Source organism: Vibrio sp. 2130-1, from assembly GCF_033339515.1.
Genome location: NZ_JAWOUT010000012.1, coordinates 108563 through 127104, shown reverse-complemented (window position 1 = coordinate 127104; position 18542 = coordinate 108563). Strand labels below are relative to the sequence as shown.

Below are 18542 nucleotides of genomic sequence, written 5' to 3'. Positions count from 1 at the left end.
TTCTACGTTTAGTTGAGCGATCAAGCAACTTGTACTTGCTGCTCTTCTACTTGCTCTGCCGTGCTGTGCGTATTTTCAGCGCCATGCATCCAGCGAACGAGTGTATTAGAGAATAGGAGCAAAATTACGCCACTTACGGTTGCGCTGACCGCAATACCACTAAAGATAGCCATAGCGCCTAACTCGCCTACGTGAGAGCCCACATAGCCCGCAACATAGTTAGCAATCGCATTACAGCCAAACCATGCACCCATCATAAGTGAAGCTAAGCGAAGCGGTGCTAATTTAGTCACCAATGAAAGACCAATTGGTGATAAACACAGCTCGCCTAATGTGTGGAAGAAGAAAGCGCCGACCAACCATAACATCGATGTTTTTACTGTTGTATCTCCACCTTGTTCTAGCACTGCGCCAACCATACAAAGGAAACCAATCGCCAAGAAAAATAGTGCCATCGCAAATTTCACTGGCGAAGTAGGTTCACGTTTACCCAATTTTACCCAAAGGACAGCCAGAACTGGCGCTAGAGTAATAATGAAAAATGGGTTTAGTGATTGGAACCACGCAGCAGGAACTTCGAAACCACCAATCATGCGATCAGTATATTGTTGAGTGTAGATGTTCATCAGACCACCAGCTTGTTCAAAGCCTGCCCAGAAGACAATAGTGAATAAGCTCATGACCAGAATTACTTTTAGTCGATTCACTTCTTCTTTGTTGAGTGGCTGCTTCGTGGTGGCGTTTTTGTTGTTTAGATCTCGTTTCGCCGCTGGTTCGCGACCAATATCACCAAGCCATGATTGAGCCAGTACCATTTGCATCACTAGGCTAACCAGCATACCCACACCAGCGGCAACAAAGCCTGCTTTCCAACCGTAAGAGGTTGTCACAGAGCCAGAAACGACGCCGGCAAGTAATGCACCTAAGTTGATACCCATATAAAAGATAGTGAATGCGCCGTCACGACGGTTGTCACCTTCTTGATAAAGGTCGCCAACCATGGTTGAGATATTTGGCTTAAAGAGACCGTTACCAGTGATAAGTAGGCCAAGACCTAAATAGAAACTGTGTAGCGAACCAATACCTAAAGCATCAGCAGGAAGTGCAAGAGTAAACTGGCCGATGGCCATTAACGCGCCACCAAGCAAAATTGAGCGACGTTGACCTAAATAGTTATCTGCTAGGTAACCACCGATAAGAGGCGTGATATACACAAGCCCTGTGTATATGCCGTATAGGTCTAATGCGTCTTTGGTTGACCAGCCAAGGCCGCCGTTCATTGTTGTATCGGTGAGGTAAAGCACGAGAATGGCACGCATTGCGTAGTAAGAAAAGCGTTCCCACAGTTCTGTACCGAACAATAAGAACAGGCCACGTGGATGACCAAAATATTGATGTTGGTTTGACATAAGCTCTTCTAATAATAGTTATTACATTTTTTAACGACTTCTACGTATACAATGCAATTCAACGAGTGACAAATAATAAAATTTTGCCATTCGACTATTTTTGTTTGTTAAGTAGCTGTTTTTGATTGGATTTGCAGATTATATGATGGTGTATTGGTGGTGTTACAAACTTAATTTCCATTTTTGCCTATGGACTTCTTTATCGTAAGTTGCTGAAAAAATGTCGTTAATGCGAGCGATGTATAATCATACTTTTATAGATAAACTGAATATCAATGACTCAACTTTGGCTTAATGCTAGGATAAAAACAAAATAGAATTGGCTAGTAAAAAGATGAAACGTTGGTATCTACTTTATTGTAAACGTGGGGAGCAGGTTAGGGCGAAACAACACCTTGAAAACCAAGGTGTGGAGTGCTTTTATCCAACTGTAGAAGTTGAGAAGATTTTGCGCGGTAAAAGACAAAAAGTCGAGGAACCGCTGTTTCCTTGTTACGTATTCGCTTACTTTGATTATGAGCAAGGGCCAAACTTCACCTCAGTCCGCTCTACTCGAGGTGTTGTTGACTTTGTGCGTTTTGGTGCTCAACCGAAAGAAGTTCAAGGTGATTTGGTCTTCGAATTGATGAAGCTAGAAAAGTGTTGTAATGACAATACCGTTTCTGAATGCATGCCAAAACCAGGCGATCAAATTAGAGTTAAAAGCGGTCAATTTGCGGGCATAGATGCCATATTCCAAGAACAAGATGGTGAGAAACGCTCAATTATGCTAGTTCAGATGATCACCAAGCGTGTGCCTGTCAGCATAGACAATAGTGATTTAGATTTAAAATAGCCTAATTCCATCAAACATAAAAAGAGGTGCAAAAGCACCTCTTTTTGATCGTATCTAATTTTTTGTCTGTTTTAAAAGGGTTGGACGAACCGACCCTTATCTTTATCGTAGAGAATTAGTATGAGTCGTTGTGAACGGTCTGTACTGCACGACCTGATGGGTCAACACAGTTTTGGAACGATTCATCCCATTCAATCGCCTTCGCTGAAGAACACGCTACTGAAGGGCCTCCTGGTACACACTCTGCTGCTGATGGAAGTGGGAATAACTCTTCAAAGATTTCACGGTACACGTAGCCTTCTTTTGTCGTTGGCGTGTTGTATGGGAATCGATATTGAGCTGTTTCCATCTGCTGGTCTGTCACTTTCTGTTCTGCTACTTCTTTCAGCGTATCGATCCAGCTGTAGCCAACGCCATCAGAGAACTGCTCTTTTTGACGCCATGCGATCGATTCTGGCAGGTAGTGCTCGAAGCACTCACGAAGGATGTGTTTCTCCATTTTACCGTTGCCACACATCTTGTCTGCTGGGTTCAAGCGCATTGCTACATCAATGAACTCTTTATCTAGGAAAGGTACGCGTCCTTCAACTCCCCATGCTGCCAGCGACTTGTTAGCACGAGCACAGTCGAACATGTTCAGAGCAAGCAGTTTACGCACTGTCTCCTCGTGGAACTCTTTCGCGTTTGGCGCTTTGTGGAAGTAAAGGTAGCCACCAAAGATTTCGTCAGCGCCCTCACCAGACAATACCATCTTGATACCCATCGCTTTGATCTTACGACCCATTAAGAACATAGGTGTTGATGCGCGGATAGTCGTCACGTCATACGTTTCAATGTGGTAAATCACGTCACGAATCGCGTCCAAACCTTCTTGAATCGTGTACGTCATTTCGTGGTGAACGGTACCAATTTGGTCGGCAACTTCGCGAGCTGCTTTCAGGTCAGGCGCGCCTTCTAGGCCAACAGCAAAAGAGTGCAGTTGAGGCCACCAAGCTTCAGACTTTTCATCATCTTCAATACGCATCGCTGCAAAGCGTTTTGCTACCGCAGATGTAATAGAAGAATCTAGACCGCCTGAAAGAAGTACACCGTAAGGCACGTCAGTCATTAGTTGGCGTTTAACAGCCGCTTCTAGCGCTTCAGTCAATTCTTCTTTGCTAGTGCTGTTACCTTGTACTGCTGCGTACTCGTTCCAGTCACGAACATAGTAACGTGTTGGCTCAGTATCTTTAGAGCTGTAGTAGCTACCAGGAGGGAATTCACTTACTGTTTTACATACTGGAACAAGAGCCTTCATCTCTGATGCCACATAGTAGTTACCATGCTCATCGTGACCTTGATAAAGAGGGATAATACCAATATGGTCACGGCCGACTAAATACTCATCTTTTTCTTCGTCGTAGAGCACAAAAGCGAAAATACCGTTTAGTTCTTCAAGGAGATCTGCACCCATATCTTGGTAAAGTGCAAGAATGACTTCACAGTCTGAATCGGTTTGAAATTCGTACTTTCCTTCGTAACGAGCACGAATTTCTTTATGGTTGTAGATTTCACCATTGACGGCAAGGATGAGCTTCTTATCAGGGCTGTATAGCGGCTGTGCACCACTATTTAGACCAACAATCGCCAAGCGCTCGTGCGCTAAAATAGCACGCTCTGAAGAGTAAATCCCAGACCAGTCTGGGCCACGGTGACGAAGTTTTTTCGACATCTCTAATGCGATAGGGCGCAATGCGGCTGCATCGCTTTTAATGTCTAAAATGCCAAATACTGAACACATACTACATCCTTACTAAACTAAACAATTTCTAATCGGTATGGTTTAAATTTGCCATTACTAATAAAAAAAGCAACGTTTTGTGATTAAAAAAATGATAAAAGGCCTTGTTGTATGGAAAACATTTAACTCAACCGTTGTTTTGGTGAATGAGATCAAGGTTTGGTATAAAAACTATACAAAAAAGGCTTTCTATCAATAGAAAGCCTTCCGAAAAATATCAGTGCTGTTGCTTATTTAATTGGTGTGAATTTAGGTTGAAGTTGTTTACAGACGTGTCGAGCAAAACCGCTACCAGCTTCACTATAAATATTGAATGCTGCGTCAACGCCATTTTCAAGTAAGCCTTCCAATTGATCTGGGTATTCGGCGATAGCGGCAATTTGCCCCTTATATTTTCTGCGTTTAAGCTGCTCAAGTGCTGTTTGGTTACCTTGATGATGTGGCATTGCAAGCAGAACCAGTTTTACATGACCTGTATCTAAAATTCGCTCCCAGAAATCCGGGTCGGTGGCATCACCAGAAATAACATTTCTTCCTTCTGAACGATGATGATGTGCAGCGTCTTCACGAATTTCTATACCCAATGAAATTTTGCCATAGCGTGAGCGTAGCTCATCATAAGCGCCCGTCCCAATACGCCCCATACCTAAGATCAATACTTGGGCATGACCTGGGTTGATGAGTTGGTCGCGTTGATTGAGCTTTTCTACCGCTGTCTCTTGCAGCCACTTACCTGAATGTTGATAAATTTTATGGCTAAGGCGGTTAAGTGGCGCGGAAATTACAAAGGATACCGACACCGCAACCGCAATCGCAGCAAGCATATCACTTGGCATCCAGCCCATTTTATAGGCCAACCCTGCAACAATAAGACCAAACTCACTGTAGTTAAATAGTGATAAAGAGGCGAGCAAAGAGGTACGTACTCGAAACTTAAAATGATTAATAGTAACGAAGTACAAGAGTCCTTTGATTGGTAGCAGTAAGATAAATAGCAGGGCGAGAACGACGCCATTCACGCTCAATGAGGCGGATAAACCAATGTTTAAAAAGAAGCAGACTAAAAAGAGCTCCTTCATATTGAATAATGACTTGGATAGTTCTGAGGCTTTTGGGTGACCTGCGAGTAGCATGCCTAAAATTAGCGCGCCCAAGTCTGGTTTCATCCCGACCAACTCGAATAGCCCAGCACCGATAACAAGCGCGAAGAAAATACCGAATAGCACTAGCATTTCGCCGTGGCCAACTTTATCGAGCAGCTTATAGAATAGAGGACGAAGGAAAGGCAGTGCGAACAAACCGATGGCATACCATTCTGGGACTTTTCCGGTTGAAGCAGTCAGGAATACTACGGCAAAAATATCTTGCATAACCAAGATACCGATCGCGAGTGTGCCGTAGGTCGCGTTCATTTCGCCTTTTTCTTGCAATGCTTTTACGGCAAAAACGGTACTAGAGAACGATAGTGCAAAAGCTAAAAGCAGGATTTGGCTGCCGTCCATACTGGCTAGCGAAGTCAAGCCCAGTAGTTTTAAGCCGGATAACGCTAGGGCAAAAAAAGCGGTAGAGAGTATGTTGTGGGCGGTTGCCCCTCCCCATATTTCTTTGGACAGCAGGGTTTTTACATCGAGTTTGAGTCCAATAGTAAACAGAAGAAGAGTAACACCAAGATCTGCGAGAGTGACGATAACGTCATTGCTTTGGTAACCAAATGCATGCAAGCCAAATCCAGCTAGTAGAAAACCAACGAGGGGAGGGAGGCTGCATTTAAGCGCAATAAAACCAGCTAAAAAAGCGGCTGTAATTAGAATAATTTCCATACTGTTAAGCTGTATTCCTGATATACAAAAACGGGCTGTGAAAACACAGCCCGAGATTGTAACTCAATTGGTTGTATAAACTTAGTCTTCCAGTAACTTTTGTAACAAAACTCCGTTCAGCATAGCGCGTTTAATCATCGCAAATGCGCCCATCGTTGGCTGCTTATCAATGTGAGAAGCCACGATAGGGAGGTCGTTATGGAAAGTTTTAAGAGATTGATTCTCTACATTGCGTTGAATTGCAGGGAAAACAATATCTTGTGCTGCAGTAATATCGCCAGCAATTACAATTTTCTGTGGATTAAATAAGTTAACCGTAATCGCAATCGCTTTACCTAGCTGGTTGCCCACTCGCACTAAACTCTGTTTCGCAAGTTCATCACCATTCATTGCGTGCTGACATACCGCTTCAATTGTGATGTTTTCAAGGTCGGTTAAGCTTGATTCGTATCCTTGAGTAATCAGTTGCTTCACTCGTTGAATAATCGCTGGGTTTGCAGCTACGGTTTCTAAACAGCCAAAGTTTCCACATTGGCATTGCTCACCAAGCGGGTCAATTTGGATATGACCAATTTCACCGACGTTGCGGTTAAAACCAAGAAAAACCTGGCCGTTAACGATAATACCTGCGCCAGTACCGCGGTGGACGCTAACCAAAATAGAATCCTGGCAGTCTTGGCTTGCTCCAAAGTAGTGCTCAGCCAACGCCATGCCACGTACGTCGTTGCCAACAAAGCATGCTGTATTAAACTTCTCTCCAACAATTTCACCGAGAGCAAGATTATCGATATCGGTATTAGGCATGTATTCGACCACGCCAGTTGTTGGGTTAACAAGGCCCGGTAAAGTGATGCCGATAGCGATGAGTTGATCAATTTTGTCTTCGCAACGGCTTACGAAATCTTTTAATAAATCGATAAGCCCTGCGATTAAGTCTGCTTGGTTAGTGTAGTGCAATTCATGCTGATCTTCTGCCAGCGCGGTGCCACCTAAATCGTATAAACTGAACTGTACGTAATCTCGACCTAAGCGAACGGCAATCGAATGAAAAGGTTTGACTTCAGTAGTCAAAGAGATCGCACGACGACCACCAGTTGAAGCTTGTTGGGCGACCTCCTTAATAAGGCCGCGCTCTAAAAGTTGGCGGGTTATTTTGGTAACACTAGCAGGCGCGAGCTGACTCACGTCCGCGACTTGAATACGGGAGATAGGACCTTGCTGATCAATCAGCCTATATACCGCAGCGCTGTTAAGCTGTTTTACTAAATCTACATTACCAATCTGTCCGCCATTCATGCTTAATTTTGCTCGTATTGTCCGTTAACAACCGTCGCTTTTACTTTAAAGTCACGATCGAAAATAGTCAGGTTTGCAACCATCCCTTTTCGAACTCGGCCAAGGCGATCCTCAACACCAATTGCTGTTGCTGGGTATAACGTGGCCATTCGTAGAGCTTCGTCTAAAGCGATCCCCGCGTGCTCAACTGAATTCTGAACTGCTTCAATCATTGTCAAAGCTGAGCCGCCTAGCGTGCCATTTTCATCAACACACTTACCATCTCGGTAATATACTTTCTTACCGACAAAAATAAAGTGATCAATGTTAGCACCTGCTGGAGCTGTGGCATCCGTCACCAAAACAAGCTTGTCACCTTTGATTTTATGAGCAATTCGGATGTTTGCGTAGTCGACGTGAAAACCATCAGCAATAATGCCAGCGTATACGTCAGGAGTATCGTAAATTGCACCAACAACTCCTGGTTCACGACCAACCATTGGTGTCATTGCATTAAAGAGGTGTGTAGCAAAAGTAATGCCTGCTTCAAAGCTTTTACGTGCTTCGGCGTAGGTTGCATTTGTATGGCCAATTGAAACCACGATGCCAGCAGCCTTTAATCGCGCAATATGCTCTGGGTCGTTATGCTCAGGTGCTAGTGTTACTTTCGCTACGATATCGGCGTTTGCGCAGATAAGGTCGATCATGCTTTCGTCTGATGGGCGAATAAAATCGACGTTATGGATGCCTTTTTTCGCGACGTTAAGGTAAGGACCTTCGAGGTGTAAACCAAGCGATTGATTTTGATACTTGTTGTGGTACTCACGAGCTGCGGCAATTGCAGTTCGCATATCTTCATCAGATGACGTAATGAGTGTTGGCAGGAAGCTAGTACAGCCAGATTTGAGGTTTGCCTGGTGCATGATTTGCATGGTTTTAGGGGTAATTGCATCGTTTAGCATTACACCGCCACAACCGTTCAACTGCAGATCGATAAAGCCTGGACTTAGATTAGCGCCTGCAAGGTCTTTTACTTCGATGCTTTGAGGTAGCTCAGAAACCGGCACAATAGATTGAATAAGATCGTTTTCGATGATGACCGCATGATCGGTAAGAACATCACTACCGGTATAAATTTTACAGTTACTTAGCGCGTACATAGTCAGCTAGTCCTTATAGATGAGAATTCAATTTCTATATCGTTATCTAAGTAGAGACTGCTTCAGTCATATGGGTACTTAGTTTGTATCACTGAATTAGATAACGAGTCACATACAGCAAGTCGCGTTTTATCGATGTTATTGTCATAGTAACTAACTGAAAAGTAATAATTGTATGGTTTTTTATGATTCTTTTTCAGAGCAAAGTTACAGTGATTTACCCGCCTAGATACCAAAATAACACTGATTCTGCCTTGCATAAAGTGCGAGAATATTATCTTTAAAACGCCATTTTTTCGTATAATAAAATAAGTTTTATGATCTCGCTAGCAAAAACCTTCCGAAAGGGCAAATTGTGGTGATTATGATCACAAACGGTGAGCTTTTAATTTGCGGAGCAAAATTAATATCATAAACTTAGGATGACTAAATTGGACGGCTGAAATAAGTCATTCAACATAACATCTAATCCTATAGGGGGAACTTAAGGTGAACATTCTCGGATACTTCCAGAAGGTGGGTAAGGCGCTTATGGTGCCGGTTGCCACACTTCCTGCAGCAGCAATACTCATGGGTATTGGCTACTGGATCGACCCAAATGGCTGGGGCGCAAACAGTGCACTTGCTGCATTTCTTATTAAAGCTGGTGCAGCGATCATTGACAACATGTCAGTATTGTTCGCTGTTGGTGTTGCTTACGGAATGTCTAAAGACAAAGATGGCGCCGCTGCACTTTCAGGCTTCGTGGGCTTCTTAGTTGTCACAACGCTTTTGGCCCCTGGTGCAGTATCACAAATTCAAGGCATTGACCCAAGTGAAGTACCTGCTGCATTTGGTAAAATCAATAACCAGTTCGTCGGTATCTTGGTTGGTATTGTTTCTGCTGAGTTGTACAACCGTTTTTCTCACGTAGAGCTGCACAAAGCACTGGCGTTTTTCTCTGGCAAGCGTCTTGTACCGATCCTAACGTCTTTTGCTGGTATCGTTATTGCGTTCATCCTGATGTACGTTTGGCCATCAGTTTACGGCGGTCTGGTCAGTTTTGGTGAAAGCATTCAAGGTATGGGTGAAGCAGGTGCAGGTGTTTACGCATTCTTCAACCGTCTTCTAATTCCTGTTGGTCTGCACCATGCACTAAACTCAGTGTTCTGGTTTGATGTTGCTGGTATTAATGACATTCCAAACTTCCTTGGCGGTGCGAAATCATTAGCTGAAGGCACGGCAACGGTAGGTGTTACGGGGATGTACCAAGCGGGCTTCTTCCCAATCATGATGTTTGGTTTACCAGGCGCTGCTCTAGCGATGTACCATACTGCGAAATCAAAGAATAAAGAGAAAGTGGCATCTATCATGATTGCAGCTGCGTTTGCTTCATTCTTTACAGGTGTAACAGAACCACTTGAATTTGCATTCATGTTCCTTGCTCCAGGACTGTACGTTCTTCACGCAGCGCTGACTGGTCTATCAGTTTATATCGCGGCATCAATGCAGTGGATTGCAGGTTTCGGTTTCTCTGCTGGTTTAGTCGACTTAGTATTGTCGACTCGTAACCCGCTAGCGGTAAACTGGTACATGCTCATTGTACAAGGTCTTGGTTTCTTTGCGGTTTACTACTTCGTGTTCCGTACCGTGATTGTTAAGTTTGGCCTTAAAACACCGGGACGTGAAGATGATGAAGAAGCTTCATCTAACGTGGCTGGATCAAGCAATTCTTCAGAGCTTGCTCGTCAGTACTTGAAAGCACTTGGCGGTCATGACAACCTAAGTTCTATCGATGCCTGTATTACTCGTTTGCGCCTTTCTGTGAAAGATATGAGCGTTATCAATGAGAAAACTCTGAAAGATCTTGGAGCTATGGGAGTTGTGAAGCTAGGTACAAACAACCTACAAGTTATCCTTGGTCCACTAGCAGAGATTGTTGCTGGTGAGATGAAGAATGTATCTAAAGATGAAGACTTAAGTGGTGTTCAGTTACCAGCTTAACTGTTTAATAGTGGTGCGATTGTTTGTTATTGGTATTGCAAACAATTGATACTACAACATCGCAAAAGGCCTCCGCAGGAGGCCTTTTTTCGTTTAGGCCCTTTGAATCTGCTTTGCTTTCACGCCAACTCGATAAATATTGTCGTTTTAGAGCGAGTTCTTGTTGTCTAATTGCTTAGAATTGTGGATCATTAGGAACAATGTACTCTGTGAAACCATACTTGGATACAGGGTTCCGTTTTCTCTGACAATACTAATATTTTTGAGGTGCTATAGATGAGTGAAGCTGATGCTCGTCCATCAAACTTTATTCGCCAGATCATTGATAAAGATCTAGCGGATGGTAAACACACTAGCGTGCATACTCGATTCCCGCCGGAGCCAAATGGCTACCTGCATATCGGTCATGCTAAGTCTATCTGTTTGAACTTCGGTATTGCTCAGGACTACCAGGGTCAATGTAATCTGCGTTTCGACGATACAAACCCTGAAAAAGAAGACATCGAATACGTTGAGTCTATCAAGAAAGATGTAAACTGGTTGGGCTTTGAGTGGAGTGGTGAAGTATGTTACTCATCAAACTACTTCGATAAGCTTTACGAATATGCAATTGAATTGATTAACAAAGGCTTAGCGTATGTAGATGAGCTAAGTCCAGAGCAAATTCGTGAATACCGCGGCACACTAAAGGCGCCAGGTAAACCAAGTCCATACCGTGACCGTTCTGTTGAAGAGAACTTGGCGTTGTTTGAAAAAATGCGCGCTGGTGAATTTGAAGAAGGTAAAGCGTGTCTTCGTGCTAAAATCGACATGGGTTCTTCATTCATGGTCATGCGCGATCCAGTTTTATACCGTGTGCGTTTTGCTACGCACCACCAAACTGGTGATAAGTGGTGCATTTACCCAATGTACGACTTTACGCACTGTATTTCTGATGCATTAGAAGGCATTACGCACTCTATTTGTACGCTTGAATTCATGGATAACCGTCGTCTGTACGATTGGGTTCTAGACAACATCACGATCGAAAGCCGTCCACATCAATACGAGTTCAGTCGTTTAAACCTTGAATACACAGTGATGTCTAAGCGTAAGCTTAACCAGCTAGTTACTGAAAAACTGGTTAATGGTTGGGATGATCCACGTATGCCGACTGTCTCAGGTCTGCGTCGTCGTGGCTTCACACCTGCATCTATTCGTGAGTTTTGTAAGCGTATTGGTGTAACGAAGCAAGAAAATATGATCGAGTTTAGTTCATTAGAATCTTGTATTCGTGATGACCTAAACGAGAACGCTCCGCGTGCAATGGCTGTACTGGATCCTGTTAAAGTTGTTATCGAAAACTTTGAAGCAGGCGCAGTAGAAAACTTGACAGTTGCCAACCACCCAAATAAACCTGAAATGGGCGTGCGTGAAGTGCCATTCACGCGTGAATTGTGGATTGAGCGTGAAGACTTCCGTGAAGAAGCGAACAAAAAGTACAAGCGTTTAGTGCTAGGTAAAGAAGTTCGTTTACGTGGTGCTTACGTGATCAAAGCTGAGCGCGTTGAAAAAGATGCCGAAGGCAACATCACAACGATCTTCTGTTCTTACGATGCAGATACGCTAGGTAAAAACCCAGCAGATGGTCGTAAAGTGAAAGGCGTTATTCATTGGGTGTCAGCTGATAAAGCTCTTCCAGCGGAAATTCGTCTGTACGATCGTTTATTTACGGTGCCAAACCCAGGCGCAGCGGAAGATTTTGCTTCTACTATCAACCCTGAATCATTAGTTGTGATCAATGGCTTTGTCGAGCCTAGCCTAGCTTCTGCAGAAGCAGAAAAAGGTTACCAGTTTGAACGTATGGGTTACTTCTGTGCAGACTCGAAAGACTCTTCAGCAGATAATCTAGTATTCAACCGCACGGTCGGTCTACGTGATACCTGGGCAAAAATTGAGAATCAATAATCTCGATTAATGCTGAGAATGATGAAAAAATGCCAGCAAACGCTGGCATTTTTTATACCTACTCCCACAGAGCGCTATATAGATGTGCAAGACTGTGGAGAAAAAGATGGGCGTTTAGTAGCTTTTGTTCTGTAACCAAAGTGCTGACGTCTAAGGTACTTACTTCTAGAAACAAAAAACGCCAGCATGTGCTGGCGTTTACTTTTTAAATTAACAAACCCTTATTTTTTCGGTTTGTGTGCATCTGGATTGTCTTTACAACCACCATCGCTACACTTGCCGTACAAGTATAAGCTGTGGTTTGTTAGTGTGACATTGTACTTAGCTGCAATCTCTTTTTGACGTTCTTCAATAAGATCGTCAGAAAATTCAATTACCTCACCACAGTCTAGGCACACTAGGTGGTCGTGGTGATGTTGAGTCGATAATTCGAAGACTGACTTTCCACCTTCAAAGTGGTGACGAGTTACAATACCAGCATCGTCGAACTGGTTTAGAACTCGGTAAACAGTTGCTAGGCCAATTTCTTCACCTAGATCAATCAACTTTTTGTACAAATCTTCAGCACTGATGTGCTGGCAGTCTGGCTGCTGAAGTACTTCTAGAATTTTTAGCCTCGGAAGGGTTACTTTTAAACCCGCATCCTTCAGCGCCTGATTATTATCTGACATATACTTTCCCGTTGGATCATCTGCAGCGATTTAACAGAATTCAATCTTCCTACCATTATAGGATAAGCGTTCGGAACATTAAACCACGAACTTCAAAGGGTTAATAGAATCTTTTTGTAAATTAGAAACAGGTCCATTATATTACAGCTCTGACCAGTTACAATTGTGTAACATTAAGCTTGGAGAGGGCAGGGATAGCGATGAATAGGCGACTAGCGAAGATATACAAACCAGGAATTGTAAAGTTCGCACTCAATATTTGGCCTCCTTTTTGGGGGGCGGGTATTAAAATCTTACATATTTCTCAAGACTTCCGTACTGTAAAGGTACGTTTAAAGCTTCGCTGGTGGAATAAAAATGCCAATCGCACCCAATATGGCGGCAGTATTTTCTCTTTAACTGATCCTATTTACTCGTTGATGCTGATGGGGATTCTACGAGAGGAATATTATGTGTGGGATAAAGAGGCAAGCATTAACTTTATTAAGCCGGGGCAAAGTGATTTGTTTGCAGAATTTGAGGTCACTGAAGGGATGCTGGAAAACATTTATCAAATGACACGGAATGGAGAAAAGTGTTTTCCTGAGTTTATTACTCATGTAAAAGATAAACAGGGGAATGTGGTTTCAGAGGTTCAACGCAAGCTTTATGTAAGAAAGAAACCTCAGTATCGCGAAGAGGAAGTACTTACCGATGCTGTGTGACAATACATACAAAAAGACCTCCAAGTGGAGGTCTTTGCATCATTCAATTTGATTAGCCTTCTAGCTCAGCTAAACACATCTCTTCATAGATCTGTTTAACCCAGCTTTCAACACGCTCGTCAGTCAATTCTGGTTGGCGGTCTTCATCAATACATAGACCTACGAATTGGCTTTCGTCACCTTCAACAAGTGCTTTAGACGCTTCAAATTCGTAGCCTTCTGTCGAGGTATGGCCAAGAATTGTGCCGCCTTTAGATTCAACGATATCACGGACTGTGCCCATCGCGTCACAGAAGTATTCTGCGTAGTCTTCTTGGTCGCCACAGCCAAAGATAGCCACTAGCTTAGTAGAGAAGTCGATTTGCTCAAGCTCAGGGAAGAAGTCATCCCAATCACATTGTGCTTCGCCGTAGTACCAAGTTGGGATACCTAGAAGAAGAAGATCGAAGTTATCAATGTCTTCTTTGCTGCTTTTCGCGATGTCTTGAACGTGAACTAGATGTTTACCTAGTTGCTTTTGAATCATCTTTGCAACGGCTTCAGTATTACCTGTGTCGCTACCGAAGAAGATACCTACACTTGCCATAGAGTCTATACCTTTACATTGTTTGTTATTGGCGATGCTACTAAGGGTTTAACCTAACCCTGAGCCTTCCCAAGTTAGCTGAATTACACCTTTTGCAATAAAGCCAGCACAGCCTAGGAAAAGGACTAACCACACAATACGACGACCAAAAACAGGTACATTGCCTTGCTTTAGCACATCTTTTATCGCCATCCCGATGAAAAAAAAGATAGCAGCAAAAAGAAGATCGAGTCCAATAGACTCGAGCATATCCATATAGTCGTAAAGCATTTTAGCCCTTCATGCCGAAAAATCTTGGGCGCACTATACCACTGTTAAACGGTAAAGTTAATGCACTACAAGAAGGGTTATTTCAATAATCTAGTGTTGCTTTTCGAATTTGTTAACTCGAAATGTATTTTCGAATGACTCTCATTACTTCTGTCGGTTTCTCGGCGTGTAACCAGTGACCAGTGCCAGCGATAATGTGTGCTTTAGCATGGTTAAATTGTCGCTTCACTGCTGGCTGATGTTCTGGCATTAAGTAGTCAGAGTCGCCGCCTTTGATAAATAAAGTTGGGATATCTGTTGGTGTGATTTCTTGCCAGCCAATAATTTGGTCATAATTCTCAAAAAGGCTCGGTACGTTAAACCGCCAATCCATCTTATCGCCATTTTTGTACAGTGATTTAGAGAGAAATTGTCTTACACCATCGAGTTCAATATGTTGAGCTAGGATATCCATGGCTTGCTGTCGATTTGCTGGTTTTTCATTAATAACAGCATGTAAGCCGTTAAAAACATTATCGTGACGGTTCGTAGTGTAGGCAACAGGCGCCATGTCGAGAACGACTAACTGCTTGACTACATTTGGAGCAATGTCCACAAGAGCCATCGCGACTTTTCCGCCCATGGAGTGACCAATAACAATAGATGGTTCAACGTTTAAGTGCTGAAGGAGCTGAGCCACATCTTTTGCCATATCGGTATAGTTATGGACTTCGGAGTGGAAAGAGAGGCCGTGATTTCTCAGATCAATACTGATCACCGTGTGATCTTTAATAAGATCGCGGGCGAGTAGACCCAGATTACTTAAACTACCAAACAATCCGTGAATCAAAACAACTGTTTGGCCTTGGCCTTCCTGCTTATAGTTGAGTAATGCTGACATTTTATCTTATTCGTGATGGGTTTAACGTGGAGTATCCGCGTGGATCTCGTTATAATCCCCCAGAGTTTAAACATTGAGAATGTGAAAAGCGAATGAAAACAATTGAGGTTGATGAGGATCTATACCGTTATATAGCTAGTCAAACTAAGCATATCGGTGAAAGCGCCTCGGATATTTTGCGACGCCTTTTAAACCTTGATGGTCAGTTGCAGGAAGCTAAAGCCGCGCCTGTAGTAGAGAAGCCACAAGGGATTGTAGTAAGTAAAGATGCGGGTAAAACGGAATCTGTTGATGTAGTGAAAGAAATGCGTTCGCTGCTTATTTCTGATGAGTTTGCCAGTCTAAAAAAAGCGATTGATCGCTTTATGTTAGTATTATCGACCTTACATAAATTGAATCCAGAAGGTTTCGCCCAGGCTACGAATGTAAAAGGACGCAAACGCGTGTACTTTGCAGATAATGAAGAAACCTTGCTAGCAAACGGTAATACGACCAAGCCAAAAGCCATTCCTGGTACACCGTTTTGGGTTATCACGAATAACAATACAAGTCGTAAAAGACAGATGGTTGAACAAGTGATGGCACACATGGGGTTCCAACCTGACTTAATAGAAAAAGTAACAGGTTCAATCTAAGAAACCTGATAGAAGCCTCATAATGCGTCGCAGTGAGCGGATATTATGAGGCTTTTTTAATTTTATTTGTATTTAAAGAAAGGATGTCAAACATGGCTATGCACCCTCGTGCTGGGCAAAAAGCGCAGCAGGAAGATCTTCACAATATCCCAGCACTCGTTGCTAACTACTTCTTACTTCAACCAGACGCGGCAAACGCAGAACACAAAGTTCAATTTGGTACTTCTGGCCACCGCGGTACTGCAGACAAGCACACTTTTAACGAAAACCACATTTTAGCGATCGCTCAAGCGGTAGCAGAAGTTCGTGCTGAGCAAGGCACAATTGGCCCGTTGTTTGTGGGTAAAGACACGCATGCGCTATCTGAGCCTGCTTTCTCAAGTGTGATTGAAGTACTGATTGCAAATGGTGTGAGAGTGATTGTCCAACAAGACAACGGTTACACGCCAACACCGGGTATTTCACACGCGATTCTGACTTACAACATCAAACACGATGAAAAAGCAGACGGTATCGTTATTACCCCATCACATAACCCACCACAAGACGGCGGTATCAAATACAATCCGACACATGGTGGTCCTGCAGAAGCAGAGTTGACTCAAGCTATCGAAGATCGTGCGAACGAACTGATTGCTGAAGGTTTACAAGGTGTGAAACGCCTACCACTAGCAGAAGCAAAAGCATCGGATCTGTTTGTAGAGATGGACTTGGTGAAGCCATACATTGATGACCTGGTGAACGTTATCGATATGGAAGCAATCCAAAAAGCGAACCTGAAGATTGGTGTAGATCCATTGGGTGGCAGCGGTATCGATTACTGGCGTCAAATTGGTCAGGCATACAACCTAGACCTAACGCTAGTAAGTGAATCGATCGATCCTTCTTTCCAATTCATGTCGCTAGATAAAGACGGCGTTGTGCGTATGGACTGTTCTTCTCCTTACGCAATGGCGGGTCTATTGGCACTGAAAGACGAATACGATTTAGCATTTGGTAACGATCCTGACTACGACCGTCACGGTATCGTTACGCCAAAAGGTTTGATGAACCCGAACCACTTCTTAGCCGTTTGTATTGACTACTTGTACCGTCATCGTGACGAGTGGGGTAAAGATGTCGCTGTTGGTAAAACACTAGTTTCAAGTGCGCTGATTGACCGTGTTGTTGCGGATCTAGGTCGTGAGCTATGTGAAGTGCCTGTTGGTTTCAAATGGTTTGTAGACGGTCTGTACACTGGTAAGTTTGGTTTCGGCGGCGAAGAAAGTGCTGGTGCGTCTTTCCTTCGTAAAGATGGCAAGCCTTGGTCAACAGACAAAGATGGCATCTTGCTATGCCTTCTAGCAGCAGAGATCACTGCGGTAACGGGTAAGAACCCACAAGATTACTATGAAGAGCTAGCGGCGAAGCACGGTGAGTCGAAGTACAACCGTATTCAAGCTGTAGCAAATGGCCCACAAAAAGACGTATTGAAGAAGTTGTCACCAGAAATGGTTGCGGCTGAAACTCTAGCAGGTGATGAGATCACTGCTCGTCTAACGCATGCACCAGGCAATGGTGCTGCGATTGGTGGCCTTAAAGTAACGACAGCTAACGGTTGGTTCGCTGCTCGTCCATCAGGTACAGAAGATATCTACAAGATTTACTGTGAAAGCTTCAAAGGTGAAGAACATCTGAAACAAATCGAAGCTGAAGCACAAGAAATAGTTAATCAAGTATTTGCAGCCGCTGGTTTGTAAAACATCCAATGGTCAATGTATCTAGCAAAGGGTTGATGTGAAAACATCAACCCTTTCATGTTTAAGTGCCCCGAACCGCTTTATCTCCGGGCCATGAATCTGGTACCACAAACCAGAATTGACCGTCTTCCGTTTGTGCGTGTATGAATCGATCTAAAGGCTTTTCAATAGGTTGAGAGAAATCGTCTGTACCGATCGCCCAGCATGGTTTATGTAAATGATAAAGGGGTTTACCAATTAAATCCCATTGACTTTGATAGCACCAGTAACCACTAATCTGACTTGGATTTAATTCATAACCCAAGCACTCCTTAGGAGTTGGCTCTGGAGTAAACGGATTAATATAGAGTCGTCCTTGCATCATTAGGCGCTCTTCTGGAGAGTCGTTTAAAGGAATTATTTTTTGAAATTCCGGGCGATCGCTCATTTTCAGCTGATGCGTGAGCATTCTATGCAATTTTGCATGTAACTGGTCGTGAGCATTCGGGCCATACCAAATGCCGTTGTAAAGAAGATAAAACTTAATCGCCACTTCCCAATGTTCTATCTGATTTGATTCTGTATTCCTCAACACCAAATCGACAGCACCAATGGTCTTACCTTCCGCGTCGTTTAACTGAATTTCTTCGGCAATAATCTGATATCGTTCTGAATTAGAAAGAGCCGCAGTGCATAGGTGCTGATATAAAAAACCCAGTCTCGGATTACCATTGTATTGTTCTGAGCTATTCAAAGGTTTGACCGAGACATCTTCTAAGGTTGCAAACGGAGGGGTTAACTTGAAAAGCGGAGGTGAAGTGGCGATCCATTGGTAAAAGCGTTGTAGTTGGTTCATCCGTATCCCTAAA

At 43.4% G+C, this 18542-nt stretch carries 16 protein-coding genes; 6 read left to right on the top strand and 10 right to left on the bottom strand.

Translation table 11 applies throughout. The features are described from left to right. Positions 1–20: 20 nt before the first annotated feature. Positions 21–1409, bottom strand: coding sequence for a peptide MFS transporter (locus tag R7Q09_RS17810; protein WP_213874636.1), 1389 nt, complete (start codon positions 1407–1409; stop codon positions 21–23). 334 nt (positions 1410–1743) lie between these two features. On the opposite strand from R7Q09_RS17810, the gene rfaH reads away from it, so the two are divergent. Further along, complete coding sequence (rfaH, locus tag R7Q09_RS17805) at positions 1744–2244, top strand: transcription/translation regulatory transformer protein RfaH (protein WP_213870012.1); 501 nt, start codon at positions 1744–1746, stop codon at positions 2242–2244. Positions 2245–2359: 115 nt separating this feature from the next. On the opposite strand, the gene asnB is transcribed toward rfaH, so the two are convergent. The 4 genes from asnB to nagA all read right to left on the bottom strand — a co-directional run bounded on the left by asnB (position 2360) and on the right by nagA (position 8279). Next, positions 2360–4024 carry an asparagine synthase B gene (gene asnB / locus R7Q09_RS17800; protein WP_005384979.1) on the bottom strand — a complete coding sequence of 555 codons (1665 nt, stop codon included), beginning with the start codon at positions 4022–4024 and terminating at the stop codon, positions 2360–2362. A gap of 230 nt (positions 4025–4254) precedes the next feature. After that, positions 4255–5844, bottom strand: a complete 1590-nt coding sequence (locus R7Q09_RS17795) for a cation:proton antiporter family protein (RefSeq protein ID WP_047102890.1) — start codon at positions 5842–5844, stop codon at positions 4255–4257. 81 nt (positions 5845–5925) lie between these two features. Further along, positions 5926–7140, bottom strand: a complete 1215-nt coding sequence (nagC, locus tag R7Q09_RS17790) for a DNA-binding transcriptional regulator NagC (protein WP_005382105.1) — start codon at positions 7138–7140, stop codon at positions 5926–5928. 2 nt (positions 7141–7142) lie between these two features. After that, positions 7143–8279: an N-acetylglucosamine-6-phosphate deacetylase gene (gene nagA / locus R7Q09_RS17785; protein ID WP_151514582.1), complete on the bottom strand. Its 1137-nt coding sequence runs from the start codon at positions 8277–8279 to the stop codon at positions 7143–7145. A 489-nt stretch (positions 8280–8768) separates the two neighbouring features. Here nagA and nagE point away from each other — a divergent pair, with 489 nt between their 5' ends. After that, on the top strand, positions 8769–10262 hold the full coding sequence (nagE, locus tag R7Q09_RS17780; RefSeq protein WP_005384985.1) for an N-acetylglucosamine-specific PTS transporter subunit IIBC: 1494 nt from the start codon (positions 8769–8771) through the stop codon (positions 10260–10262). A gap of 276 nt (positions 10263–10538) precedes the next feature. After that, a complete protein-coding gene (glnS, locus tag R7Q09_RS17775; protein ID WP_005382124.1) occupies positions 10539–12209 on the top strand; it encodes a glutamine--tRNA ligase in 1671 nt (556 codons plus the stop codon). A gap of 221 nt (positions 12210–12430) precedes the next feature. On the opposite strand, the gene fcrX is transcribed toward glnS, so the two are convergent. Beyond that, positions 12431–12880 carry a ferric iron uptake transcriptional regulator FcrX gene (gene fcrX, locus R7Q09_RS17770; protein ID WP_005382141.1) on the bottom strand — a complete coding sequence of 150 codons (450 nt, stop codon included), beginning with the start codon at positions 12878–12880 and terminating at the stop codon, positions 12431–12433. Between the two features lie 200 nt (positions 12881–13080). Here fcrX and R7Q09_RS17765 point away from each other — a divergent pair, with 200 nt between their 5' ends. Next, positions 13081–13584: a DUF4442 domain-containing protein gene (locus R7Q09_RS17765; protein WP_005382144.1), complete on the top strand. Its 504-nt coding sequence runs from the start codon at positions 13081–13083 to the stop codon at positions 13582–13584. 52 nt (positions 13585–13636) lie between these two features. Here R7Q09_RS17765 and fldA read toward each other — a convergent pair whose 3' ends face one another. The 3 genes from fldA to R7Q09_RS17750 all read right to left on the bottom strand — a co-directional run bounded on the left by fldA (position 13637) and on the right by R7Q09_RS17750 (position 15320). Beyond that, complete coding sequence (gene fldA, locus R7Q09_RS17760) at positions 13637–14170, bottom strand: flavodoxin FldA (protein ID WP_005382146.1); 534 nt, start codon at positions 14168–14170, stop codon at positions 13637–13639. 48 nt (positions 14171–14218) lie between these two features. Then, positions 14219–14440 (bottom strand): DUF2788 domain-containing protein, encoded by a 222-nt coding sequence (locus R7Q09_RS17755; RefSeq protein ID WP_005393038.1) that lies wholly within the window; start codon positions 14438–14440, stop codon positions 14219–14221. A 112-nt stretch (positions 14441–14552) separates the two neighbouring features. Further along, entirely contained in the window at positions 14553–15320 is a 768-nt protein-coding gene (locus tag R7Q09_RS17750; RefSeq protein WP_017819953.1) for an alpha/beta fold hydrolase, read from the bottom strand. 92 nt (positions 15321–15412) lie between these two features. Between R7Q09_RS17750 and seqA the strand changes: the two genes are divergently transcribed. After that, entirely contained in the window at positions 15413–15955 is a 543-nt protein-coding gene (seqA, locus tag R7Q09_RS17745) for a replication initiation negative regulator SeqA (protein ID WP_318071052.1), read from the top strand. A gap of 92 nt (positions 15956–16047) precedes the next feature. After that, a complete protein-coding gene (pgm, locus tag R7Q09_RS17740) occupies positions 16048–17694 on the top strand; it encodes a phosphoglucomutase (alpha-D-glucose-1,6-bisphosphate-dependent) (RefSeq protein WP_225473934.1) in 1647 nt (548 codons plus the stop codon). A gap of 61 nt (positions 17695–17755) precedes the next feature. Here the strand turns inward: pgm and R7Q09_RS17735 are convergent, their stop codons facing one another. Continuing rightward, entirely contained in the window at positions 17756–18529 is a 774-nt protein-coding gene (locus tag R7Q09_RS17735) for a DUF1853 family protein (protein WP_213876690.1), read from the bottom strand. Between the last annotated feature and the right edge of the window lie 13 nt (positions 18530–18542).